18 protein-coding genes are annotated in these 23,547 nt (G+C 67.8%); 2 read left to right on the top strand and 16 right to left on the bottom strand.

The features are described from left to right. Positions 1 to 9: 9 nt before the first annotated feature. The 11 genes from DYQ94_RS15840 to DYQ94_RS15790 all read right to left on the bottom strand — a co-directional run bounded on the left by DYQ94_RS15840 (position 10) and on the right by DYQ94_RS15790 (position 15,974). On the bottom strand, positions 10 to 1,767 hold the full coding sequence (locus tag DYQ94_RS15840; protein WP_160955015.1) for an amino acid adenylation domain-containing protein: 1,758 nt from the start codon (positions 1,765 to 1,767) through the stop codon (positions 10 to 12). A gap of 115 nt (positions 1,768 to 1,882) precedes the next feature. Next, positions 1,883 to 4,150 (bottom strand): DUF4175 domain-containing protein, encoded by a 2,268-nt coding sequence (locus DYQ94_RS15835; protein ID WP_160955014.1) that lies wholly within the window; start codon positions 4,148 to 4,150, stop codon positions 1,883 to 1,885. After that, positions 4,147 to 5,334: a BatA domain-containing protein gene (locus DYQ94_RS15830; RefSeq protein ID WP_126966852.1), complete on the bottom strand. Its 1,188-nt coding sequence runs from the start codon at positions 5,332 to 5,334 to the stop codon at positions 4,147 to 4,149. The genes DYQ94_RS15835 and DYQ94_RS15830 overlap by 4 nt, the downstream gene beginning before the upstream one ends. Before the next feature lie 43 nt (positions 5,335 to 5,377). After that, positions 5,378 to 6,274, bottom strand: a complete 897-nt coding sequence (locus DYQ94_RS15825) for a DUF58 domain-containing protein (RefSeq protein ID WP_126966853.1) — start codon at positions 6,272 to 6,274, stop codon at positions 5,378 to 5,380. 13 nt (positions 6,275 to 6,287) lie between these two features. After that, positions 6,288 to 7,280: an AAA family ATPase gene (locus tag DYQ94_RS15820; protein ID WP_024940482.1), complete on the bottom strand. Its 993-nt coding sequence runs from the start codon at positions 7,278 to 7,280 to the stop codon at positions 6,288 to 6,290. A 246-nt stretch (positions 7,281 to 7,526) separates the two neighbouring features. Next, positions 7,527 to 8,345: a DUF4159 domain-containing protein gene (locus DYQ94_RS15815; protein ID WP_046345246.1), complete on the bottom strand. Its 819-nt coding sequence runs from the start codon at positions 8,343 to 8,345 to the stop codon at positions 7,527 to 7,529. Then, positions 8,342 to 9,676 carry a TldD/PmbA family protein gene (locus tag DYQ94_RS15810; protein WP_039517956.1) on the bottom strand — a complete coding sequence of 445 codons (1,335 nt, stop codon included), beginning with the start codon at positions 9,674 to 9,676 and terminating at the stop codon, positions 8,342 to 8,344. Before DYQ94_RS15810 ends, DYQ94_RS15815 begins: the two co-directional genes overlap by 4 nt. Before the next feature lie 14 nt (positions 9,677 to 9,690). Next, positions 9,691 to 11,325, bottom strand: coding sequence for a TldD/PmbA family protein (locus DYQ94_RS15805; protein WP_024940479.1), 1,635 nt, complete (start codon positions 11,323 to 11,325; stop codon positions 9,691 to 9,693). Between the two features lie 754 nt (positions 11,326 to 12,079). Next, positions 12,080 to 13,708 (bottom strand): TldD/PmbA family protein, encoded by a 1,629-nt coding sequence (locus DYQ94_RS15800; RefSeq protein WP_160955246.1) that lies wholly within the window; start codon positions 13,706 to 13,708, stop codon positions 12,080 to 12,082. Between the two features lie 195 nt (positions 13,709 to 13,903). Next, positions 13,904 to 15,058, bottom strand: coding sequence for an epoxide hydrolase family protein (locus DYQ94_RS15795; protein ID WP_126966854.1), 1,155 nt, complete (start codon positions 15,056 to 15,058; stop codon positions 13,904 to 13,906). Position 15,059: 1 nt separating this feature from the next. After that, positions 15,060 to 15,974 carry an NmrA family NAD(P)-binding protein gene (locus DYQ94_RS15790; protein WP_126966867.1) on the bottom strand — a complete coding sequence of 305 codons (915 nt, stop codon included), beginning with the start codon at positions 15,972 to 15,974 and terminating at the stop codon, positions 15,060 to 15,062. 178 nt (positions 15,975 to 16,152) lie between these two features. Here DYQ94_RS15790 and DYQ94_RS15785 point away from each other — a divergent pair, with 178 nt between their 5' ends. Beyond that, a complete protein-coding gene (locus DYQ94_RS15785; protein ID WP_065033235.1) occupies positions 16,153 to 16,794 on the top strand; it encodes a TetR/AcrR family transcriptional regulator in 642 nt (213 codons plus the stop codon). Between the two features lie 147 nt (positions 16,795 to 16,941). Here the strand turns inward: DYQ94_RS15785 and DYQ94_RS15780 are convergent, their stop codons facing one another. The 5 genes from DYQ94_RS15780 to DYQ94_RS15760 all read right to left on the bottom strand — a co-directional run bounded on the left by DYQ94_RS15780 (position 16,942) and on the right by DYQ94_RS15760 (position 21,043). After that, on the bottom strand, positions 16,942 to 17,196 hold the full coding sequence (locus tag DYQ94_RS15780; RefSeq protein ID WP_039509942.1) for a DUF2164 domain-containing protein: 255 nt from the start codon (positions 17,194 to 17,196) through the stop codon (positions 16,942 to 16,944). Positions 17,197 to 17,315: 119 nt separating this feature from the next. Next, entirely contained in the window at positions 17,316 to 17,702 is a 387-nt protein-coding gene (locus DYQ94_RS15775; protein ID WP_065033234.1) for a hypothetical protein, read from the bottom strand. 79 nt (positions 17,703 to 17,781) lie between these two features. Next, positions 17,782 to 18,249, bottom strand: a complete 468-nt coding sequence (locus DYQ94_RS15770; protein WP_050570510.1) for a hypothetical protein — start codon at positions 18,247 to 18,249, stop codon at positions 17,782 to 17,784. A 312-nt stretch (positions 18,250 to 18,561) separates the two neighbouring features. Next, the gene (locus DYQ94_RS15765; RefSeq protein ID WP_016903904.1) at positions 18,562 to 19,578 is read right to left on the bottom strand and encodes a class 1 fructose-bisphosphatase; all 1,017 of its coding nucleotides are present in this window, start codon (positions 19,576 to 19,578) and stop codon (positions 18,562 to 18,564) included. A gap of 262 nt (positions 19,579 to 19,840) precedes the next feature. Then, positions 19,841 to 21,043, bottom strand: a complete 1,203-nt coding sequence (locus DYQ94_RS15760) for an amino acid aminotransferase (protein ID WP_016903903.1) — start codon at positions 21,041 to 21,043, stop codon at positions 19,841 to 19,843. A gap of 157 nt (positions 21,044 to 21,200) precedes the next feature. Between DYQ94_RS15760 and DYQ94_RS15755 the strand changes: the two genes are divergently transcribed. Beyond that, positions 21,201 to 23,339, top strand: coding sequence for a TonB-dependent receptor family protein (locus DYQ94_RS15755; protein ID WP_160955247.1), 2,139 nt, complete (start codon positions 21,201 to 21,203; stop codon positions 23,337 to 23,339). Positions 23,340 to 23,547: the final 208 nt, after the last annotated feature.

Raw genomic sequence — 23,547 nt, 5'->3', positions numbered from 1 at the left:
CTGCCGCAGTCAGCGCCTGCGTCGTTCCAGCCACCACAGTGCTGCGGCCAGCGTGAGCCAGGCCAGCAGCCAGGGCCATCGGGCGCCGGGCTGTGCTGTTGGCGCGCCGACGCTTGCGGGAGCGTCGACGGCGGCCATTGCAACGGTGGCGTCGCGGGTCTGCTGGGTGTGCAGCGCGGGGGCATCGCCGGGCGCGCGGACATAGAGCCAGCGCTGTTCGGTGCCGGTCTGCAGACGATGCCAGCCTGCGGTGGCCGGCCAATAGGCGGCGCAGGCCCGGGTGCCGCTGGCGGGATCGATCAGCAGTCCCTGGGGCGTGCCGGTGGGGCCGATGACAGCCGCGTCCGCGGCGACACCGCACAGCGTCATGCGGTGTTGCGACCAGCCAGGCTGCACCGCAGCCGGCGCGCTGCCGCCTGCGCGGGCGACAGCGCTCACCAGCTGCGCCCACAGCGCGGCATGCAGGTCGCTGCGGCCGGCCAGGACCAGGGCAAAGCTGTCTTCGATCAGGCCGATGCCGATGCGGCCGCGGCCTTGCGGCCGCCACCAGCCCAACGCGCTGCCGTCGTCTGCGCGTGCGGCGATCACGGCGTCGGCCTGTTGCGGCTGCAGGGTGCGGCGTTGCAGGGGCGGCAGTGGCGCGGCGTCGGCCGGTGCTGCGGCTGGGTCGCTGGCGCCGGGCGATGCCACCAGCGAGCGCGGCGCGGGGACCGCTGCGCTGGTGCTGCCGCCTGTCACGGCCAGGCCCAGCTCGCCGAGCGCGGCGCGGGCGGCAGCATCCAGGGGGCCGTCGGTGCGCACCAGCACGCCCAGGCCGCGGCCGATCGCGGCGCGCACGCCCTGGCGCTGCGCGTTGCCCAGGGCGACCAGGCGGCGCTGGTCGATGACCAGCAGGTCCAGCGTATCCAGGCTGGCGGCATCCAGTGCAGCGCCCTCGCCCAGTTGCACGCCGGGGCCGACGGCGATCTGGCTGCGCACCTGCATGCCAGCATCGCTGGCCCAGCGGCGCAGGTATTTCAGTTCCGGCTGCGGCGCGCCGGCCAGCAACAGCACGCGTGCGGACGGCATTGCGGCGATCAGCACCGGCACCTGCACGCGGCCGCGTTCGGCGCCTGCGCCGTCGCGCAGGCGCAGCGCGAACAGCACCTGCCCCGGTGCACGCGCCTGGCCACGCAGCTGCACCTGGCCGGCTGCATCGGCGGTGGCGGTGTCGGCCACCTGCCCGGCCGGGTCCAGCAGTTCCACCCGCGCGCCCGGCAGGTCCTGCACGCGCGCGCTGATGGCGATGCGTTCGCCCGGTGCGACCGGCGGCGGCGTGGAGACGGCGACCAGACCGGTCGGCACCGGAGCCAGCGCCAGCCGCACAGGGACGCGCAGGCCGTCGCGGTCGCGCGCCGGCAGGCCGCTGCCATGCACGACCAGCGCGGTGGTGCCGGGCGCGCGCCGCAACGCGGTGGCCAGGTCCGGCACGCGTGCCACGCCCGGCAAGGCGGGTGCCTCGGGCAGCGCGACCCACGGCGCAGCAGTCGGGCGAACCTGGTCTGCCTGGGTGCCTGCGGTGGCGACATGCAGTTCGCTCGCACTGCCGGCGCGCGGCGGCGGCAGCAGCACCGGGTAGAGCAGGCCGGCCAGGAGCGGTTGGGCGGCAAGCAACAGCCACAGCCGCGCGCGTGGTTGCCGGACATGTGCGCGCAGCAGCCGGAACCAGCTCAGCATCACCAGCAGCAACAAGGCACTGCCGACCAGCCAGGGCAGCGCGAGCGTCATGCCTGCGGCTCCGCTTGCGTACATCCAGCCTGCCGTGGCCCCAGGCGCCGGGTGGCCGCGCGCGCATGCAGCCGGCGGAACCCGCCGCGTGCGGTCAACCGGGGCAGTGGCAGCATCATGGTTGCGGCTCCTGGCGCAGGGCATCCAGATAGCGCTGGCCGCGCGCGTCGGCAGGGGCGCGGCGGTGCAGCGGGGCCGGCGGGGCGACCAGCGTGCGCCAGACCTGGGCGCGCAGCTGGGCGCGGCAGCTGGCGCAAGCGGGTTCGGCGCGCAGGGTTTCCACCGCCGCGGCCAGGCCCAGCGGATCCTGCAGGCGCTCCTGCTGGGCCTGCAGCCACTGCGCGTAGCGGGCCAGGGTGGCGTCGGGTACCGGGGCCTGCTCGCCGAGGGCGTCCCACAACTGCAGCGCCGACGGGTCCGGATCCGGGCGGCTGTCCAGGCCGGCGGCACGGTCGCCCAGGCCGGCGCGGTCACCGCTCAGGCGGCGGCCGGGGTCGATCGGCGGCAACTGCGTGCCGATCCGCGCCAGGTAGATGCGTTCGGCCTGCTGCACCTGCTTGATGAAGCCCAGCGCCTTGTTGGCAAACGGCAACGCACGCTCCGGGTGGCCCTGGCGCAGCTCGCCCTCGGACTGCCACATCTGGTCCAGCGCGGCGCGCAGCAGCGCGCGGGTCTGCGGGTCGAGCAAGGTGGCGGCTTCGGCATGGTCGTGGGTGTGCCCGAACTCGGACAGCACGTCCTGCGCCTGGCCGAAGCCGCCGCGCTCCGGCGCCCCGTCGCCATGCGCATGGTCGTGGTCGTCCAGCGCGGCAGCGCCGGCCTCGGCGGCGTGGTCGTGCGCATCGTGCCCGTGTTCGTCCCGGGTGGGCGCGGGCGCCGCAGGCGTTGCCGGCGCATCCGCGGTGGGCATGTCGGCGGTGGGCAGATCCTCGGCCGGGGCGTCGCTGGTCGGCGCTTCGTCGGCCGTCGGCGGGCCCTTGGGCGCGCCTTCGCTCTCTTCACCCAGGAACTGGCCGTAGCGCAGCCGCAGCAGGCGCTGGTCCACGCCGATGGCGTCGGCGCGCTTGAGGTAGGTGGCCGCCTCCAGGCGCGGCTTTTCCTTCAGCAGCGCCTCGGCGTCGATGATGATCTGGCGCTGGCTGCGGAAGTAGGCCGGCAAGGTCTGCTTGACGCTGGCCTCCAGGCCGGCGGCCATGGTCTGCTCCGGCGGTGGCCAGCGCAGGATCACGCTGGCGCTGCGGCCTTCCTGCGGGCCGGGCTGGCGGGTGTCGTGCACGATGAGCTGGGCGATCAGGTCGTCGCCGGCGGCCATGCCCAGCGCCTGCGGCTGCAGCGTGGTGGAAAAGCCGCGCAGCCGGGCCGGGCCGCTGCCGCCGAGCGTGCGGCGCTGGGTCTTGAAGGTGATGTTTTCGCCGCTGCCCTGGGCCAGGGTCAGGCGCAGCTCGGCGCTGGCGGCGACCGCGTAGTCGTCGCTGGCTTCGAAGCGCAGCGTCCAGCCTCGATTGCCGGTCTGGGACGGCGTCCACAGCACCAGGCTCTGTTCGGGCGCCAGCACGCGCACCTGTGGCGGGCGGTCGGGCAGCACGTCGAGGCGATGCAGCTGGCGGTCGGCCGGCGCGCCGTCGATGAGGATGCGGTACAGGCTGGCACGCTCGGCGACCCACTGGCCCTGCCATCGATCGGTGCTGCCTTGCCGGGACAGCGCGATGCTGCGGCCGTCACTGAGCCGCAGCGCCACGCTGCGCGGAGCCGGGTTGACCTGCAGCTGCCAGTGCAGCCGGGTGCCGGCCGGCACGCGTGCATCCAGGCCGGGCAGGGGCGCGGGCGGCAGGCCGGTGTAGGCGGGCGGGGTGCTGTGCAGCCGCGCCTGACCCAGGGTGGGGGCGCCGGTGCCGGCGCGGGCGGCGGCGATCCGGTCGTTGCCTGCGGTGGGCCGGTGAGCGGGGTGCGGCCACAGCAGCACCGCGGCGCAGGCGAGCAGGCCGGGCAGGCCCCATGCCAAGGCGCGCCGCCAGGGCCAAGCCGGGCGCAGATCGCGCGGGGTGCTGCGCAGGCGTTGTTCCAGGCGCTGGCGTTGCAGGGCCTGCAACGGGCCGAGCTGCCCGGCCGGGGCGAACAGCAGGTCGCTGCTGTCTTCCAGATCCGCGTCGCGATCCAGCCGGCGGATCAGCCAGGTCTGGTCCAGCCGGCGTGCCGCCAGCAGCGCCACGCCGATCAGCGCCAGCAGGCCCAGGAGCAGCAACGGCAGGATCGCCGGCTGCGCACCGGCACGCCACGCCAGCAGCGCCGGCAGCACAGTCAGCGGCAGCCCGCACAGCAGCACGCCTGCGGCCTGCCGCCGCCGCGCGGCCTGCCAGGCGTGGTGCAGGGCCGGTGTGCTCATGCCGCGCGGCTCCGGCGGGGCGCGGTGGCCAGCCAGCGTTCGATCGCAAACAGCAGCAGCACCAGGCCGATCAGCCATGGCGCCAGCGGCCAGGGGGCGCTGGCCAGGCGGATGGCGGGGCCGCGCTGCGGCTGCTGGGTCTGCGCCAGCGCGCGCTGTGGTGCGGGTATCGACTGCAGGGCGTCGTGCAGGCGGGTGGGGAAGTCGGCATCCAGCAGCGCCGGCAGCCGCTGTGGCTGCAATGGCGCGGCCCAGCGCAGCAGGCGGCCGCGGCCAACCGTTGTGGCATCGATCAGCGCGGCGCCGTGTGCGTCCTGCAGCAGCGCTTGCAGCGGGCCCGCCAGTGCGGGTGGGGCCGGCGTCTGCGCATCGAGCAGCAGCTGCCCGCCGGCCGCGACCCAGGCGATGACCGGCGCCGGCGGTGGGCGCTGCGACAGCCAGGCCACCACCGTGCCGGCTGGCCAGCGTGCCGGTTCGGCCGCGCTGGGGGTGCTTACCGGCAATGCGCCGGGCAGTGCCCAGGCGGCATGCACGGCGCGCAGATAGCGCAAGGCCGGCTCGGTGGGGGTGTCGGCGATTGCCTGCAGCCGCAACGGTGGGACGGGCGCCACGGCGGCTGCCGGCGACTGGCCGGGCAGCACCTGCCAGCGCACCTCGCGCGACAGCTGTAGGCGTTGCGCATCCAGCGGCCCCCACTGGCTGGGCACGATCACGCTCAGCGCGGTCTCCGGCGGCAGGCTGGCATCGAGTTCGCGCAGCAGGCTGCCGACCGGCGGCGCGGTGCCGGCGGGCGTGGCGGGTGGGTGTGTCGCATCGGCAGCGATCGGCGGGAAGCCCGGGGCCAGCCACTCCCACTGCGCGTTGGCCGCGTGGCCGAGCGCCCGGGCCGCGGCCAGATCCACGCCGGGGCTGACCACGACGCGCGGGCGCGCCTGCTGGGGGTCGCGCAAGGCCGGCTCGGCCAGTAGCAGCGCCACTGCGGCGAGCAACAGCAGGCGCACCAGCAGCAGCGGCCATTCGTCGAAACGCAGCCGGTGCCGGGGCCGCGGCTGCGCGCGCAGCCAGCGCAATGCGGCAAAGTCGGTGGGCCGGTGTTCGCTGCGTCGGGCCAGATGGATCAGCAACGGCAGCAGCAGTGCGGCCAATGCGGCCAGGCCGGCGGGGAACAGCAGGAGCAGGTTCACTGCTGCGCTCCCTCAACTGCGGCGCTGGCGCCGATGCGCTGGCTCATCGCCGCGCACCGTGTGCAAACAGCTCGCGCAATGCCGCATCCGGTGGCGCATCCAGATAATGCACCGCGTGCGCAATGCCGGCCGCCTGCCAGCGCGCCTGCAGCGCGCGCTGGGCAGCGCCGAAGCGTTGCAGATACGCAGCGCGCACCGCGGCGCCGTCGCCGAGCAGTTCTTCACCGGTTTCCGGGTCGCGGAAGCGGTGCCCGCCGCTGAAGGGAAAATCGCGTTCGTCGCAGGTCAGCACCTGCAGCTGCATCACCTCGCGGCGTGCGGCGGCGAGTTTTTCCAGCGCGCCGAGCAGGTCCTGGTCGAAGCCGTCGCCGATCGACAGCACCAGCGCATGGGCGGCGATGCGTTCCCACAGCGGACGCAGCGCGTCCATGCCCGGCCAGCGGCCACCGGCGCGCAGCCCGTGCAGGGCCAGCCAGAGCCGGTCGCGCTGGCGCGGCCCGCCACCGGCCGGCACGGCCACCAGGCCATCGCCATGCACCGCGAACAGGCCGACCTGGTCGCCTTGCCGCAGCGCGACCTCGGCAGCGCACGCGGCCAGGGTCGCCATCGCCTGCAGGCGGGTGACCTGCGGGCGCGCCTGGTCGGCCTGGCCGGCGGAGGCGGTGGCGTCGAGCAACACCCACAGCGTCAGCGGGCTTTCGCGCTCGGCCTCGCGCACGAAGAACCGGTCTGAGCGGGCGTAGAGCTTCCAGTCGATCTGGCGCAAGGCATCGCCGGGTTCGTAGGCGCGGTATTGCGAGAATTCCAGACCGGCGCCGCGGCTGCGGCTGGCGTGCTGGCCGATCCCCTGCGCGCCCTGCGCCTGCCGCGCACGCAGCTGCAGGCCGCGCAGGCGGCTGCGCAGCTCGGCGGGAATCAGTGCCGGCACGTCCATGCTCACGCCGCAACCCGCCTCACGCCGGGAACGGCACGGCGCGCAGCAGCGCGGCGACCACATCGTCGGCGCTGCGTTGTTCGGCCTCGGCGGCGAACGACAGCAACAGGCGATGGCGCATCACCGGCGCGGCCAGCGCGACGACATCCTCGCGGGTGGCGGCAAGGCGGCCATGCAACAGCGCACGCGCCTTGGCCGCCAGCACCAGCGATTGCCCGGCGCGTGGGCCGGCGCCCCATTTGATCCACTGGCGCACGTCCTCACTGGCCTGCGGGCCTGGGCGGCTGGCGCGTACCAGGCGATTGATCCAGGTCAGCAGATCCGCGCCCACATGCACGTGCCGCACCTGCTGCTGCAGCGCCAGCACGCTGTCGGCATCCATCACCCTGGGCACCTGCGCGCTGCTGGTGCCGGTGGTCTGGCTGAGGATGTCGCGCTCTTCCTGCTCGCTGGGATAGTCCACCCGCACATGCAGCAGGAAGCGGTCCAGCTGCGCTTCCGGCAGCGGATAGGTGCCGGCCTGTTCGATCGGGTTCTGCGTGGCCAGCACGAAAAACGGCGCCGGCAACGCATAGGTGGTGCCGGCGTAGCTCACCGTGCGCTCGCTCATCGCCTCCAGCAGCGCGGCCTGGGTCTTGGGCGGGGTGCGATTGAGCTCGTCGGCCAGCAGCAGGTTGGTGAAGATCGGCCCCTGCTGGAACCGGAACTGGCGATGCCCGGTGCCGTGATCCTCTTCCAGCAGCTCGGTGCCGAGAATGTCGCTGGGCATCAGGTCCGGGGTGAACTGCACGCGGCGGAACTGCAGCTCCAGCGCCTGCCCCAGCGAGCGCACCAGCAGCGTCTTGCCCAGGCCGGGCGCGCCTTCCAGCAGGCAGTGGCCGCCGGCGAGCAGGCCGATCAGCAGTTGCTCCACCACCGCGTCCTGGCCCACCACCGCCTGCGCCAGGGCCGCACGCAACGCGCCGAGTTGGGAGAGCTGCCGGGTGAGGGTGTCGTCGTTGGGGGAAGTCATGGGAACCGTCTCGTTGTGGGACTGCTGGCGTAGGAGCGTGCGATGCGGCGTTAGCGCTAAGGCATCGCGCGCAAGCGCGCTCCTACAAAGGCGTGCGGGACTCGCGGGTGCGACGGCGGAGGTTGGCGGTGGATGCCGTGCCAGTGCCTGCGAAACATCTCACGCGATGTGTGCAGGAGCGCGCTGGCGCGCGAGGCGGTGTTACCGGTACGGCATCGCGCGCCAGCGCGCTCCTACGGATCGATTTCAGTTGGTCAATGCATACATCACGATGTTCACTGCGAACTTGGTGTTGTCTTCGGCCAGGAAGCGTTTGTTGCGCCAGTCGTAATCCCATTCGCAGCCGTAATCCTTGTTGCTGTACAACACGCCGAGCCGGCCGTCGATGCTGATGCCCCTGAGATAATCGTGCACCAGGTCGTCGCCCCAGCCATTGAGTTCGAAACTGGTGGCCGGCGGGCCGTCGGGGAATTTGAAGAATGCGCTGTAGAGACGGTGGTTTTTGGGCAATTTCTGCAGCGCGCTCTTGCCGAAAATGGAGGTCATCTGCGCCTCGAACGAGGTGGCGAACAGCCCGTCGATATCGTGGTTGCAATCGTCCACGAACACGAAGCCGCCATTGCGCACATAGCGCTCGAAGTTGCGCCGCTCGGCGGGATTGAACTCCACCAGCTTGTGCCCGGACAGATAGCAGAACGGCGCCTGCAGCATGCGCGGATCGGCCAGGTCCAGCACATGTTCCTGCGGGTCTACGCGCAGCTGGGTGTAATCGATCAGCGAGGTGATCAGGTTGGACGGCATGCGCGCATCCACATCCCAATCGCCTGAGTCGTAGCGCAGCCGGGTAAACCAGAAATCGTAATTGCCCGCCGCCCGCGCCTGCCGCGGCAACGCCAACGCAGCGACGCTACCGAGCAGCAATCCAAGGAAATGACGGCGCGTCGCGTGCGCCGCCAGGGCGTGTAGACCGGGAACGGGATGTGCAGGAAAACCATCGGGCCGCGAAGAGCTTGCTCCGCTCTCCCATTCCCGATTCCCCACTCCCGATTCCCGGCTCTCAGTCACACCGCATCCGACAACGAGGTAAACGTAAAGTCACGCAACCGCATCGGCGGGATCATCATCACGTAGCTGGATTCATCGCCGGCCACGCGTACCGGCCTGCCCAGCTCGTCGATGTTGTTGAGCATGATGATCGGCGATTCATTGAAGCGGAAATTCTTCACCGGGTACTTGATCTGCCCGTTCTCGATGTAGAAGGTGCCGTCGCGGGTCAGCCCGGTCAGCAGCACGGTCTGCGGATCGACCATGCGGATGTACCAGGTGCGCGTGACCAGGATGCCCTTCTCGGTGCCGCGCACCAGCTCGGCGATGTTCTTGTCGCCACCGGCCATCAGCAGGTTGCCCGGCTCGCCGACCGCGCGCTTGCCGTTCTTCTGCGCCCAGAACCGCGAATACTGCAGGTTGGCGATCTTGCCGTTCTCCACGATCGGCATCTTCTCGCGCGGCAGGCCTTCCTCGTCCCAAGGCAGCACGGCGGCACGCGCATCCCACGGGTCGGCGGTGATGTTCACGCGCGGGTCGTAGACCTGTTCGCCCAGCTTGTTGCCGCCGCCCTTCTTGGACAGGAAGCTGCGGCCCTCGTCGGCCATGCGCGCATCGAAGTAGCGCATCATGAAAGAAATCAGGCCTGCCGCCGCTGCCGGCTCCAGGATCACCGTGTACTTGCCCGGTTCCAGCGCCTTGGCTTCGGACGAGTCGCTGGCCTTGCGCATGGCGATGCGGATGTCCTGCTCGGCCTTGAAGTCGGCGGCATCCTTGAGGTTGCGGCCCACCCAGCCCGAGCCGCGACCGTCTTCGGTACGCACGGTGCAGGTGTAGTCGAAACGCGCGCCGCGCTGGTAGCCGAAGTTGCCCTTGCTGTTGGCGAACGCGGTAAAGCTCTGGCCATCTTCCAGGAAGCCGGCCGCGATCAATCCCTTGCCCTTGCACGGGGCGATCGAATCGGCGGCCACCTGCGCACGGAATGCCGGGTCGATGGCGGCAGTGGATTCGCTGAAGGTGGGGCTGGGTTTGTAGGTCTGCTTGTCCACCGCCGGCATGAACTCCGGGTTTTCCGGCGCCAGCCGCGCCAGGTCTTCGGCACGCCTCACCACGCGCTCCAGCGCAGCGTCGTCGAACTCGTTGATGGTGGCGATGCCCACGCGCTTGCCGAACGCCACCTGCACCTGCAGGTCGGTGTTGTCGACGATGCCGCTGGTGGACACGTTGTTGAGCGCGAAACGGATATTGCCGTCGATCGAGCCGCTAAGCGTGGCGGTGCACTCGTCGGCCTTGGACAGCTTGATGACCTTGTCCAGGATGGCCTTGGCCTGCGCTTCGGTAAGGATGCTCATGTGGGTTTCTCCTGTCAGCCGAGCGAGCGGGCGGTGTTGATGACGTTGATGCCGTCGAAACGGGCGGTGGACGAGCCATGCGAGACCGCCGAGGACTGGCTCGGCTGGCCCTTGCCGTCGAAGAACGAGCCGCCCAGGCGGTAGTCGCGTTGATCGGCCACCGCGCTGCAGGCGTTCCAGAATTCCGGCGTGCGGATCTGGTAGGCCACGTCCTCGAGCATGCGGGTGATCGCGCCGTTCTTGATCTCGTAGAACAGCTGGCCGCCGAACTGCGCGTTGTAGCGCTGCTGGTCGATGGAGAACGAGCCGTCGCCGATGATGTAGATGCCGTTTTCCACGTTCTTGATCAGATCGCTCACGCTCAACGGTGTCTTGCCGGCGGCCAGCGACACATTGGCCATGCGCTGGAACTGCACGCTCGACCACGAGTCGGCGTAGCAGCACCCATCGGAGGCGGTCTTGCCGAGGATATGCGCCTGGTCGCGGATGGCCTGGTAGTCCACCAGCTTGCCATCGCGGATCAGGTCCCACTGCTTGGTCTTGACGCCTTCATCGTCGTAGCCCACCGCGCCCAGGCTGCCGGGCTGGGTCTTGTCGGCCAGGATGTGCACCTTGTCGCTGCCGTACTGGAAACCGGCCTTGAGCTTGTCCAGCGTGGCGAAACTGGTGCCGGCGAAATTGGCCTCGTAGCCGAGCACGCGATCCAGCTCCAGCGGGTGGCCGACCGACTCGTGGATGGTGAGCCAGGTGTGCGAGGGGTCCAGTACCAGATCGTACTTGCCCGGCTTCACCGACGGCGCCTTGAGCTTTTCCTGCGCCTGCTTGGCCGCGGCGATCGCGTCCTCCTTCATGTCGTAGGACAGGCCGTAATTCACCACGCCATTGGGCGAGACGAACTTGCCCGAGGCGGCGCCATCCAGATATTCGTAGCCCAGGCCCATCGGCGCGGACAAGCCGTCGCGGGTGCGGAACTTGCCGCTGGCCTTGTCGATGGCGGTCACGCTCAGCGGCGCCCAGATGCGGTGCACGTCCTGGTCGATATACGAGCCGTCGGTGCTGGCAAAGTACTTCTGCTCGTTGACCACGAACAGCATCGAATTGACGAAGTTGGCGCCGGCAGCGGTGGCGGCAGCGTTGACACCCAGCAGCAGGTCCACCTTGTCCTTGATCGGCACTTCCATCGCGTTCTTCTTGATCGGCGTCTTCCAGCTGACCTCGCCCACGCCCGGCGTGGGCGCCAGCTGCACCGGCGTGCCCTGCACCTTGGCATTGGCCTTGGCGATCGCGGCGGCCTGCGAGGCGGCCTTGGCCACACCCTGTTCGGTGAGCTCGTTGGTGGCGGCAAACCCCCAGGCGCCAGCCACCAGGACGCGCACGCCCGCACCGATGGATTCGGTGTTGACCACGTTCTGCACCTTGTCCTCGCGGGTGATGACGAACTGGCGCAGATAACGGCCGATGCGCACATCGCAATAGCTCGCACCGGCCTGGCGCGCGGCGTTGAGGCCGGCATCGGCCAGGCGCTTCTTGCGGCCCACATCCAGCTGCGTCACCAACTGCTCGGCGGCGATCGCCTTGCCGAAGTAGGCGGGCACGATCAGGCCGCCCATGGTCAGCCCGGTCAGGGCCAGGAAATCACGTCGCTGCACGGCAACTCCCCAATTATCCTGCGCGGCGCGCAGGTAGTGTGGTGACGCACAGATCGCTATCTGCGCGGTATCGCCGATTCTTGCCGGGCGATGAACGCTGCGTCAAATGACTTTCGGCAGGGGTCCGTGCGCAAACGCCGTACCCGCATGAAGCGAGTAGCGCAGCAGGCCTGCGCGTGTGGCGAGCGCTGCTGACCGGCTGCGATGGATGTGGCTGCGCGTTGAGAGCTCTGGATGTCAGGCATGCGTGGTTTGTCTGCGATCGTACATATGCGATCAGCAGGTCGTCGGGTGCGGTGTTGCTTCATGGGGGTCTGGCTGAAAAGCGTTTGATCTGCGGCTTGGTTGCCTGGCCCTTGCCCGCCCACCCTCGTGGGACACGCCGCAAGTACGTCCCTGTAGGCGCTTACGCGGCATCCATGCCGCGTAAGGTCCCGCGACGGTGGGCGGGCAAGGACCTGTCGAGATGGTCGGTGTGCGTGGTTACAGGCATGGCATGACGCGGCGTCTGGATGACGGCGCATCCGATCAGTTACCAACGCCAGGTTTGGTTGCAGGGCCCTTGCCCGCCCACCCTCGCGGGACACGCCGCAAGTACGTCCGTGTAGGCTCTTACGCGGCATCCATGCCGCGTAAGGTCCCGCGACGGTGGGCGGGCAAGGACCAGTCACGATGGTCGGGGTGCATGGTTTTAAACAAGGCAACCAATCAACTGTTTGGTGAGGGCACCACGCCCTCTACCGACCAGCTTCTCTCAACCCAATGCGCGCGCGGTGTTGATCACATTGATGCCATCGAAGCGCGCCGTGGACGACCCGTGCGAGACCGCTGATACCTGGCTGGGTTGGCCCTTGCCGTCGAAGAACGAGCCGCCCAGGCGGAAATCGCGTTGATCGCAGACCGCGCTGCAGGCATTCCAGAATTCCGGCGTGCGGATCTGGTAGGCGCCGTCTTCCACCAGACGCGTGACCTGGCCGTTCTCGATTTCGTAGAACAACTGCCCGCCGAACTGCGCGTTGTAGCGTTGCTGATCGATCGAATACGAGCCGCGCCCGTGGATGTACAGGCCGCGCTCGACGTTCTTGATCATGTCGGCAACAGCCAGCGGCGTCTTGCCTGCCGCCAGCGAGACATTGGGCATGCGCTGGAACTGCACGCTGGACCACGAGTCGGCATAGCTGCAGCCATCGGATGCGGTCTTGCCGAGCAGATGCGCCTGATCGCGCGTGCATTGGTAATCGACCAGGATGCCGTCCTTCACCAGCTCCCACTGCTTGCCCTTGACGCCTTCATCGTCGTAACCCACTGCGCCCAGGCTGCCGGGCTGGGTGCGGTCGGCGACGAAGGTCACCGCATCGCTGCCCCAGCGGAAACCGGCATCGCGTTTGTCCAGCGTGGCAAAACTGGTGCCGGCGTAATTGGCCTCGTAACCGAGCACGCGATCGAGCTCGAGCGGGTGCCCCACCGACTCGTGGATGGTGAGGAACAGATTGCTGGGGTCGATCACCAGATCGTATTTGCCGGCCTTCACCGACGGTGCGGTGAGTTTGGCGCGTGCCTGTTTAGCGGCGGCGATCGCATCTTCGCGCGCGTCATAACTGTGGCCGTAGCCGATGAGTCCGCCAGGCAGCTGGTGCTTCTGGCTGGCATCGCCATCCAGGTATTCGTAGCCCATGCCCATCGGCGAGGACAGCCCGTCGCGGGTGCGGAACTTGCCGCTGGCCTTGTCCACCGCGGTGACGGTGAACGGCAACCACAACCGGTGCACATCCTGATCGATATAGGAGCCGTCGCTGCTGGCGAAGTACTTCTGCTCGTTGATCGCAAACAGGCGCGAAGCCACGAACGTGGCGCCGGCATTGAGCGCAGCCGCGTTGACGTCCATCAGCAGCGCCACCTTGTCCTGCAGCGGCACTTCCATTGCGTTCTTCCTGATCGGCGTCTTCCAGCTGACCTGTCCGGCCGGCGTCACTGGCGCCAGCTGCACCGGCGAGCCGCCCAGCCGCGCGTTGGCCTTGGCGATCGCCACCGCCTGGCGCGTGGCGGTGGCCACGCCATCGCTGGTAAGCGTGTTGGTGGCCGCAAACCCCCACGCGCCATCGGCCAGCACGCGCACGCCCACACCGCTGGATTCGGCGTTGACCACGTTCTCCACCTGCGCCTCGCGGGTGATCACGAACTGGCGCAGATAACGGCCCACGCGCACATCGCAATAACTGGCACCGGCTGCCTTGGCGGTGCTGAGCGCGGTATCGGACAAGCGACGGCTGCGCGCGGCATCGTTGGGTGTGAGCAACTGCTCGGCCGCGATCAGGCGCGTGTTCGGCAGCAGCAGCCCGGCAGCACCGATGCCGGACAGGGTGAGGAAGGTACGACGGTCCACGGCGGTTCTCCGTTGAAGGCCAGCGGCACGGCTCCCCGCCGCGCCAGCCCCCGAGACTGGCCCGTGCAGGCGACGGCGGTCAAGGGGGCAGTGCCGGCCTGGCGTCAGGCAGCTCCAACTGCAAAGCGGAGACATCGGCATCGTCGGCAGGGCCGTGGCGCGAAGGCAATGCGGGCATGCCAGGCTCGGCCGCCGTCACCGCAGCGACCGAAACGTCGTTCGCAGATGATCGACAAACACCGGCGGATTCTCCATTGCCGCAAAATGTCCGCCCCGCTCCGCTTCGCCGAAAAAGCGGAGGTCGGCAAAGCGTCGCTCTGCCCAGCGCCGGGAAATGCGCACCTGCTCCCCGGGAAACATGCTGATGCCGGTGGGTGTGGGCATTGGATGCGAAGGCATCTCCGCCATCGCCTCATGCGCGGCTTCCCAATACAGGCGTGCAGAGCTGGGCCCTGCGTTCGGGAGCCAGTACAGCATGATGTCGTCGATGAGGTGGTCCAGGGCGAACACGTTCTCCGGTTCGCCGTCGCTTTGTGAGACGTCCTGAAAGAGTGCATAGATCCATGCAGCCAGGCCCACCGGGGAGTCAGCCAAACTGAAGCCCACCGACTGCGGCCGTGTGCTTTGCAGCTTCATGTAGCCGGAAAATTCCGTGTAGTAGCGCTGGGCGTCTTCCAGCATCTTCTGCTCGGCCGGTGTGGCTTCGGCGATGTCCTGCGTGCTGGGTTCGAACATCACCATGTTCAGATGGAGACCCCGCAAGCCGGGCGGCTGCATGAATCCAAGCGCGGTGGTGATCGCACTGCCCCAATCGCCGCCCTGTGCGGCCCAACGCTCGCCATAACCCAGACGGCGCATCAGTTCGACCCATGCGGCAGCCGTGCGCCCGACGCCCCAGCCACGGGCGGTTGGCTTTGCAGAGAAACCAAAGCCAGGCAAGCATGGGATGATGAGATGGAAGGCGTCCGACGCCTGCCCGCCATGGGCCACCGGGTCGCTCAAGGGGCCGATCACCTCGCGGAATTCGAGCACCGATCCGGGCCACCCGTGCGTCAGCAGCAACGGAAGCGCGTCTGGCTCCGGCGAGCGGACATGCAGGAACTGGATCTCCAGTCCATCGATCGTGGTACGACTGCTGTTCCAGCCGTTCAATAACCGCTCGGTCGCACGCCAGTCGTAGCCAGACTGCCAGCGGTCCACCAGGCGCCGGATGCGCTCGCTCTGTGGGCCTTGGCTGCGGTCCTCCACGGTTTCCTTGCTCGGCCACCGCGTTTGCCTGAGCCGGTGTGCGAGGTCATCCAGCTCGGCTTGTGCAACCTGGATGTGGAACGCTGCAATGCCATCGCGCATCTCAAGACTCCCGTACATAGGTATTGGCCAGTGTCTGGCGGGCTGTTTGCCAGGAGCGCGCACCGTAGCGATCGTTATCCAGTGGGACCAGTTTGCCGCGCCCGCTCATCATGTCGCGCAGGTATTGCATGCCCTGCCAGGGAGGGAAGGGGTCATCGCTTGCGGGCGTGAGTGCACGCACCGCACTGATGATGGCCGACATCGTCCCCAGCCCGCCCGGCCTGAGCGTGCGATAGCGCTGCCCGGTGAGTTGGGTGAGCAGTTGCGCGATGTCGTTGGGCGAAATGCTGTTGCCGGCAATGCGCAGGTCCCGTGGTGCCGTGGAATCCAGTGCGGCCGCCGCCGTGTAGCGGGCAACGTCATCTTTGGCGGTGAAATCGAGCTGCTGGTTGGCGTCGCCAAAATGCATGACGCGACGGCCCGGCACCACGAGGCGCGCACTGCCCTCGAGAAGCTCCAGAAAACCGCCGCACAGAACCGAGGTGGCCGCGATCGGCGCGGCATCCAGTTGGTCTCTGAATCGGCGCCGGAAATCCAGGTTTCGATTGTCGCCCGGCCGCGTCTTCGTATAGTCCAGCGAGAAATCAGACGGGATGAAGCGAGGCACGCCGGCGCTGACCGCTGCATGCAACAGCTTTCCCTGTTGACCCAGCATGACGTCTTCCAGACCGTTGAGCGCGGAAACGACACATGCCGCGTTCCCGACCGCTTCACGCAACGAGTTGGCGTCTTCCATCTCGACGTAGCGGATCGTGATGTTCCTGCGTTGCAGGGCCGCAATACGGTCCTTGCCTGCGCCTTGCCGAACAAGCGCAACCACCGCGGCGCCCTGGTCCTGCAGGGCAAAGGCGATGCGGCAACCCAGGTCGCCGGTGGCGCCTGCAACAACGATTGGGGATCTCACATCTGACGTCACGGCTTGCCTCTCGCTTGGGTCTTTTGCGCCAACGACGGCAACGGGAACTGCAACAGAAGATGCGAGCTGTCTGTCACGCAGCACCCAGGCCATTCGCCGGCTTGGCAGACCACGCAGCGAATAACTGAACGATAACGTTCAGTTGATGGCAATGCAAGCGGCGTGTAAGTTTTCGTGCATGAAAGCGGTCAAGCAAAAATCAAAAGGCGGACGGCCGCCACTCGATAAGGCGGGTGATGTCGAACGGCGCTTACTCGATGCGGCACTGCAACTCTTCCTGGAACGCGGGTTCGAGCACACCTCGTGCGAGGACATCGCGCGGCTGGCAGGCGCGGGCAAGGCAAGCCTTTACGCGCGCTATGCCAACAAAGACGCCATCTTCGAGGCGGTGGTCCGTCGCGATGTCGACACCCAGCCGCTGCCTGCCGCAGCCAGCGTCCCCATGGATCTGGAGGCGCGCCTGAGACACGCAGGACAAGGGATACTTGCGCATGCATTACAGCCCCAGACGGTGGCCATGATGCGCCTGGTCGTCGGCACCTCCATTCGCGCGCCAGCGCTTGCCGCTGAAGTCAACCGTATCGGCTGGGAGGGCGGGCTGCGGCGGGTGCAGATGACGATCCTGGACGGCCCGGATCAACCGGCCAATCCGTCTGCGTTGGCAAGCCACTTCGTCGACCTGGTCTTTGCCCCGCATCAACTGCGCGCGCTGCTGGGCGAGCACCCGGATGATCTGATCGCCACCGCATCGGCGCGTGTGGAGTGGGCGCTTGCACTTCTCAAGGATGCTGGCCAGCTGGAGACCGGAAGTCCTCAGTGACACCCTGGAATTGCAGGAATCCTTGAACAACGCAACGGAACGCCGCGACTTGATGGCGTATTCCGCGTGTCTCCGGCACGCGCATGTTGTCCCTGCTCGCAGCAGCGACGTGGGACTTCTCAATGCTGCGGCATGTGAGGTGATGGATCACTTTTTGAAGTCGGTAGGACGTTCCAGTTGGTAGATCGCCTCACCCAGGTCGTCCAGCTTGCTGGCAACGATGGCCTGCGCATCGTAGACGCCCCGATTGTAGAAATAGGCCCCCACCTCTTCGGCGAAGAAATCCAGCAGAAACTCCGCATCGAAGCGGCCGATCTGCTGCTTCAGTTCCTCGCTGAAATACAGCTGGATCTTGCGCGTGATCGCCGCCCGCTCGCCTTCGGTGAATTTGATTTCGGTCATGGATGCTCTGGTTGGCTCAACTACGGTATCGGGGCGATGTGCGTTGCGACACAGGCAGCTCGGGGCGATGGCTGGCGGTTGAACCCAAGCGCTTGCCTGGTCGGCATCGAGATGAAGGGTCAGATGGCAACCGGCCAACCGGAAGGCCTGCCTGCCCGAAGGTAGTCAAGGTATTCGGACTCGGCAATCCCGAGGTTGGTCCAGCGCGTAGGGTCCGCCGCCAGGAATGTGCTGGCATACGTCACGGCAGCAGCAGCGTCCGCAAAGATGGCGGCAGGGGCACAGGGTCCGTCTGGCTCGAAATATGCGAAGTCATATAGATCCGAATAGTCTTCGCTGCCAACGTCCTCGACGTCATACACCCATACCTCGATGCAATTGTTTGCCGGCCGTAACTCGACATGGCGAATGTATGCTGCATCGACTGGACTTTTTCCGAGGAACTGCTCGACCGACCTGCTGCGCCGCAATGTGGCTGCAAGATCGATCGGTGAAAGATGTCGCATACAGGCTCCCTGCCTTCAAACTGCCGCTGCTCCTCAAATAAACGAGCCGCGCCGCGATGCGGCGTCGGCTCGACCGTGTTCACTTGGACTGACTTGCCGCGCGTTTGAAATACGCCGTGCGCATCACCGGGTTGCCGTCCTTGAAGTACGCTTCAATCTCGGTCATGACCTTGCCGTCGGCACTGACCGTATAGGTGCGTGTGGATGCCGGGACACCTTGATACATCAACTGCATCACCAGCACGCCGGGCTCGGGCATTTTGACTGCGGCGCGATCCACCAGGTAGGTGCCCGAGGCCTTGCCCGGTGTGCCGTCCAGCAACAGCGTGGATTGCGCCTGCAGCGTCTTGTTGTCGTGTTCGATGATCTCGGCGTTGGTGGCCCACTTGTTGCCTGGAACCTGTTTGAACTCCAGGACGACACGTTTGGGTCGTACCGCTGCCGGCATCGGCAGGCTGCTGGTATCCAGCAGCCAGGTTCCGACCAGTGGCGATGGCGCGGTTGATGCGGAGAAGGCGGGTGTGGCCTGCAACATGACGGCAGCCACCAGTGCAACACATGCGGTCTTCATGTGAACTCCCTGATCGATATGTGATCCCTGTGGGCAGTCAGGCGACTGCTTGCAAGGCATTGCGCGTAGAGATCGACTTCCCGTAGACCGTCCCACTCCGGCCCGAGGGCGATACTCACCGCTGCCCGGTGGTGAGTCAACTGACGGCAGGATGTGGCTGCTGGCGCAGTTCTCGTCGCTCTGCAGACCATCATTGATTGCGTGATCAGCCGTGGTCACAAACAAAGACACCCGCACGGGGCGGGTGTCTGGCATGCGTCAGCGCGGCGTGTGGCTTGCGCCGAAAGTTCAGCCCTGCGCCTTGTCGAACTCCACGTGATAGCGCGTGGCCTCATTCACTTCGTTCTTCGAACCCAAGAACACCGGCACGCGCTGATGCAGCTGTGTCGGCTGGAGGTCAAGGATGCGCTCGCGCCCGGTGGTGGCCGCGCCGCCGGCCTGTTCCACCAGCATGCTCATCGGGTTGGCTTCGTACATCAGGCGCAGCTTGCCCGGCTTGGACGCGTCCTTCTTGTCCCAGGGGTAGATGAAGATGCCGCCGCGGGTGAGGATGCGGTGCACGTCGGCGACCATGCTGGCAATCCAGCGCATGTTGAAGTCCTTGCCGCGGGTGCCGTCCTTGCCGGCCAGCAGGTCGCTGACATAGGACTGCATGGCCGGTTCCCAGTGGCGCTGGTTGGACATGTTGATGGCGTATTCGGCGGTGTCTTCGGGCACGCGCATGTTGGCCTGGGTCAGCAGGAAGCTGCCTTCCTCGCGCTCCAGGGTGAAGGCGTGGGTGCCGTGGCCGAGCGTGAGGACCAGCATCGTGCTGGGGCCGTAGATGCAGTAGCCGGCGGCAACCTGCTGGGTGCCCGGCTGCAGGAAGTGCTCGTCGCCGGGCTTCTCGGTGCCCTTGGGCGCGCGCAGCACCGAGAAGATGGTGCCCACCGAGACGTTGACGTCGATGTTGGAGCTGCCATCCAGCGGATCGAACAGCAGCAGGAAATCGCCGCTGGGGTACTGGTCGGGCACCGGCTGGCTGTGATCCATTTCTTCCGACGCGCACGCAGCCAGGTGGCCGCCCCAGGCGTTGGCTTCGAGCAGGATGTCGTTGCTGAGCACGTCGAGCTTCTTCTGCGCCTCGCCCTGCACGTTACCGGTGCCGGCATCGCCGAGCACGCCGCCCAGGGCGCCCTTGCTCACGGCGATGGAAATGCGCTTGCAGGCGCGCGAGACGATGGTGATCAGCTGGCGCAATTCCGGGTCGATACGGCCGGCGTGTTGCTCTTCGATCAGGAAGCGGGTCAGCGAGGGACGCGACATGGGAGCGGGCAGCCTGTGTAGGAAGTGGTCCGCCATTGTCGCCATTGCGCCGTTAGATTTCGATCACTGGATGCGCGTTTTGCAGCAAACCTGATCGAACATGCGCGAATGTGGTGCCCAAGACTGGGGTTGCCGACATGTACCACGAGGTCTTGGCGCAGCTCTGCACATGCGCAGAGGCGGTGAATCACCCACAAAAAAACCGGGAGGCTGGCGCGCTCCCGGTTTGCCGGCGTCGGCCACGGTGGCCGATCGCGATGCGCTACATGCGGCTGACGGTGGCCACGGCCTGTGCCACGTAGTCCAGGTTGCGCTGGCTCAGCGCGGCCACGCAGATACGGCCGGTGCCGACGGCGTAGATCGCGAATTCCTCGCGCAGGCGGTCCACCTGGGTCCTGGTCAGGCCCGAGTACGAGAACATGCCGGCCTGGCGCTGGATGAACTCGAACTCCGGCGCGCCCAGCGTGGCCAGCTTGGCCACCAGGCCCGCACGCAGGGCGTGGATGCGCTCGCGCATCTCGGTCAGCTCCTGCTCCCACAGATCGCGCAGTTCCGGGCTGGTCAGCACGCCGGCCACCAGGGCGGCGCCATGCGTGGACGGGCTGGAGTAGATCGTGCGGATGATGCGCTTGACCTGCGATTGCACGGCCTTGGCTTCGGCCGCAGTGGCCGAGACCACCGACAGCGCGCCCACGCGCTCGCCATACAGCGAGAACGACTTGGAGTACGAGCTGGCGACCACGTAGCTGTCGATGCCTTCGGCAGCGAGCAGGCGCACCGCGTAGGCATCGGCCTCGATGCCTTTGTCAAAGCCCTGGTAGGCGATGTCGACGAACGGGAACAGGTTGCGTTCCTTCAACAGCCCGGCAACCTGCTTCCACTGTTCCTTGCTCAGGTCCGCGCCGGTCGGGTTGTGGCAGCAGGCGTGCAGCAGCACCACCGTGCCGGGTTCGAGTTTTGCCAGGTCGGCGAGCATGCCGTCGAAGTTCAGCCCATGGCTGGCGGCATCGAAATAGGTGTAGTCCACGACCTCGAAGCCGGCCGCGCCGAACACCGCGCGATGGTTTTCCCAGCTCGGGTTGCTGATGGCGATGGTGGAGGTGGGCAGCAGTTTCTTGAGCAGGTCCGCGCCCACGCGCAAGGCGCCGCTACCGCCGACGGTCTGCGAGGTCGCCACGCGGCCGGAGGCCACCAGCGCCGACTCGGCGCCGAACAGCAGCTCCTGGGTGGCCTTGTCGTAGGCGGCCAGGCCGTCGATGGGCAGGTAGCCGCGCGGTTTGGCGTCCAGCGCGAGCTGCTGCTCGATCTTGTGCACGGCGCGCAACAGCGGGATGCGCCCGTTTTCGTCGTAATAGATGCCCACGCCCAGGTTGACCTTGTTGGGGCGGCTGTCGGCGTTGTAGGCCTCGGTCAGGCCCAGGATGGGGTCGCCTGGAACCTGTTCCACGTTTGCAAAGAAGGACACGGCATGACTCGCTGAAGGACGAAAGAGTGAGGGACTTCCGGGATGCTCGGCCGCGGCTGGGCCAAACCACTTCATCGTAGCAGCCCATGGCCGGCGTAGCATGCTTCGTTCCGTACGCAACGATGCGGCCACAGTACGGATGAGGGACACTACGCCCATGCCCAGACTTACCTTGTTGGCCGCCGCCTGCGGCCTGTTCGCCACGAGCGCCGCGCCGCCCGTCCTGGCCGCCGATCCGGTGCCGCCCGCCTCCACGCCGATCCAGCGATTGCCCACCGTGCAGGTGGACGCCGCGCGCGTGCGCGGGGTGGACGACTTCGACCTGCCGGCCTCCTTCACCGTGGTGGCAGCCGACGACGACAATCGCCGCGGCGCGCAGGTGTCCGAGCTGCTGGACGGCATCCCCGGCCTGGTGGCGCGCGATCGCCAGAACTACGCGCAGGACACCCAGCTGTCGATCCGCGGCTTCGGCGCGCGCTCCACCTTCGGCGTGCGCGGCGTGCGCCTGCTGGTCGACGGCATCCCGGCCAGCATGCCCGATGGCCAGGGCCAGCTCTCGCATTTCAACGTGCTGGGCGCCGAGCGGGTGGAAGTGCTGCGCGGGCCGTTTTCGGCGCTGTACGGCAACTCCTCCGGCGGCGTGCTGCAGCTGTGGAGCGCCGACGGCGCGCCGGGCGACCCGTGGCGGCTGCGCGCCACCTACGGCAGCAATGCCACCGTCAACACGGGTGCGCAATTGCTCGGCCAGCAGGGCGCGGTGCACTACAACTTGGCCGCCAATCATTTCGAAACCGACGGCTTCCGCGCCCATAGCCGCGCAAAGCGCGATTCGGTCAACGCCAAGCTCGGCTTCGATCTGGCCGAGGGCCGCCGGCTGGACCTGGTGCTCAACTATCTGGACGCACCCGACGCGCAGGACCCGCTCGGCCTGACCCGCGTGCAGTTCAATGCCGACCCGGCGCAGGCCACGGCGGTGGCCACCCAGTTCAACACCCGCAAATCGGTGCGCCAGTCGCAGGCCGGCGCCATCTTCACCCAGCAGTTCGACAGCCAGACGCTGCGGCTGATGGCCTACGGCGGGCAGCGCAGCGTGGAGCAGTTCCTGGCGATCCCGGTGGCGGTGCAGCGCAACCCGCTGCATTCGGGCGGGGTGATCGATCTGGACAGCAATTACGAAGGTGCCGACGCACGCTGGGCCTGGCAGGGCGAGGCGCTGGGCCGGCCGTTGCAGCTGACCGTGGGCGCGAACGTCGATCGCCAGCGTCAGCACCGCACCGGTTACGAAAACTTTGTTGGCGATACGCTCGGCGTCAAGGGCGCGCTGCGCCGCAACCAGCGCGACCAGGTCGAGAACGTGGACCAGTTTGCGCAGGCGTGGTGGCAGTGGAGCGACCGCTGGTCCGCCTTGTTGGGCGTGCGGCATAGCCAGGTGCGCTTCGACTCGGACGACCACTACATCCTCGGGCGCAACCCCGACGACAGCGGCCAGCGCGATTATTCGGCAACCACGCCGGTGGCCGGCATCGTGTTCCGTGCCGCCGAGGACCTGCGTTTCTATGCTTCGGTCGGGCGCGGCTTCGAAACGCCCACCTTCAACGAGCTGGGTTATCGCAGCGATGGCGGCGCCGGCCTGGCGCTGGATCTGGGCGCGGCGACCAGCCGCAATTATGAGATCGGCAGCAAGTGGCGCGCGCAGAGCGGCGCAGCGGTGGAAGTGGCGCTGTTCCGCGCCGACACCGACGACGAACTGGCCGTGGCCAGCAACACCAATGGGCGCAGCACCTATCGCAACATCGGCGCCACCCGCCGCCAGGGCGCGGAGCTGAGCTGGAATCAACCGGTGGGCACCACCCAGCAGCTGCAGCTGGCCTACACCTTCGTCGATGCTACCGTGCGCGATGGCTACCTCACCTGCGCCAGCAGCGGCTGCGCCACGCCCACCGCACCGGTGGCCAGCGGCGCGCGCCTGCCGGGCGTGCCGCGCCAGCAGCTGTTCGCGCGCTGGCAGTGGCAGCCGCTGCAATGGCAGTTCGCCGCCGAAACGGTGGCCTCCGACGCCACCGTGGTCAACGACCTGGCCAGCGCGCGTGCGCCCGGCTACGCGCTGGTCAACCTGGAAGCCTCCCGGCGCTGGACCACCACGCTGGGTGGGCTGCGCACCTTCGCCCGCATCGACAATGCGCTGGACCGGCACTACATCGGCTCGGTGATCGTCAACGACGGCAATGGCCGCTATTACGAACCCGGTCCGGACCGCACCTACACGGTCGGCCTGCAGTGGGATTTCGGCGGCTGAGCCACCCGCAGGCGGTGCGCATTCAACAACACGCACCGCCCGTAGGAGCGCCCCCGGGCGCGACAAAGCCGTCCCGCCAACGCGCGCGTCGTCACGGCGATGCGCTCCAACAAACGGTCGGCCTGCAGCGTGATTTCGGCGGCTGAGCCACCCGCAGGCGGTGCGCATTCAACAACACGCACCGCCCGTAGGAGCGCCCCCGGGCGCG

Source organism: Xanthomonas sp. LMG 8993 (genome assembly GCF_009835065.2).
Taxonomy (GTDB): Bacteria; Pseudomonadota; Gammaproteobacteria; order Xanthomonadales; family Xanthomonadaceae; genus Xanthomonas; species Xanthomonas arboricola.
The sequence above is the reverse complement of the archived record's forward strand: the minus strand, read 5'-3'. Positions and strand labels throughout refer to the sequence as shown.

Coding starts and splice junctions, on each gene's coding strand:
- DYQ94_RS15835 (WP_160955014.1), bottom strand. CDS start 4,150: ATGAGCACACCGGCCCTGCACCACGCCTGGCAGGCCGCGCGGCGGCGG.
- DYQ94_RS15755 (WP_160955247.1), top strand. CDS start 21,201: ATGCCCAGACTTACCTTGTTGGCCGCCGCCTGCGGCCTGTTCGCCACG.
- DYQ94_RS15840 (WP_160955015.1), bottom strand. CDS start 1,767: ATGACGCTCGCGCTGCCCTGGCTGGTCGGCAGTGCCTTGTTGCTGCTG.
- DYQ94_RS15820 (WP_024940482.1), bottom strand. CDS start 7,280: ATGACTTCCCCCAACGACGACACCCTCACCCGGCAGCTCTCCCAACTC.
- DYQ94_RS15765 (WP_016903904.1), bottom strand. CDS start 19,578: ATGTCGCGTCCCTCGCTGACCCGCTTCCTGATCGAAGAGCAACACGCC.
- DYQ94_RS15775 (WP_065033234.1), bottom strand. CDS start 17,702: ATGCGACATCTTTCACCGATCGATCTTGCAGCCACATTGCGGCGCAGC.
- DYQ94_RS15810 (WP_039517956.1), bottom strand. CDS start 9,676: ATGAGCATCCTTACCGAAGCGCAGGCCAAGGCCATCCTGGACAAGGTC.
- DYQ94_RS15780 (WP_039509942.1), bottom strand. CDS start 17,196: ATGACCGAAATCAAATTCACCGAAGGCGAGCGGGCGGCGATCACGCGC.
- DYQ94_RS15795 (WP_126966854.1), bottom strand. CDS start 15,058: ATGCGCGATGGCATTGCAGCGTTCCACATCCAGGTTGCACAAGCCGAG.
- DYQ94_RS15785 (WP_065033235.1), top strand. CDS start 16,153: ATGAAAGCGGTCAAGCAAAAATCAAAAGGCGGACGGCCGCCACTCGAT.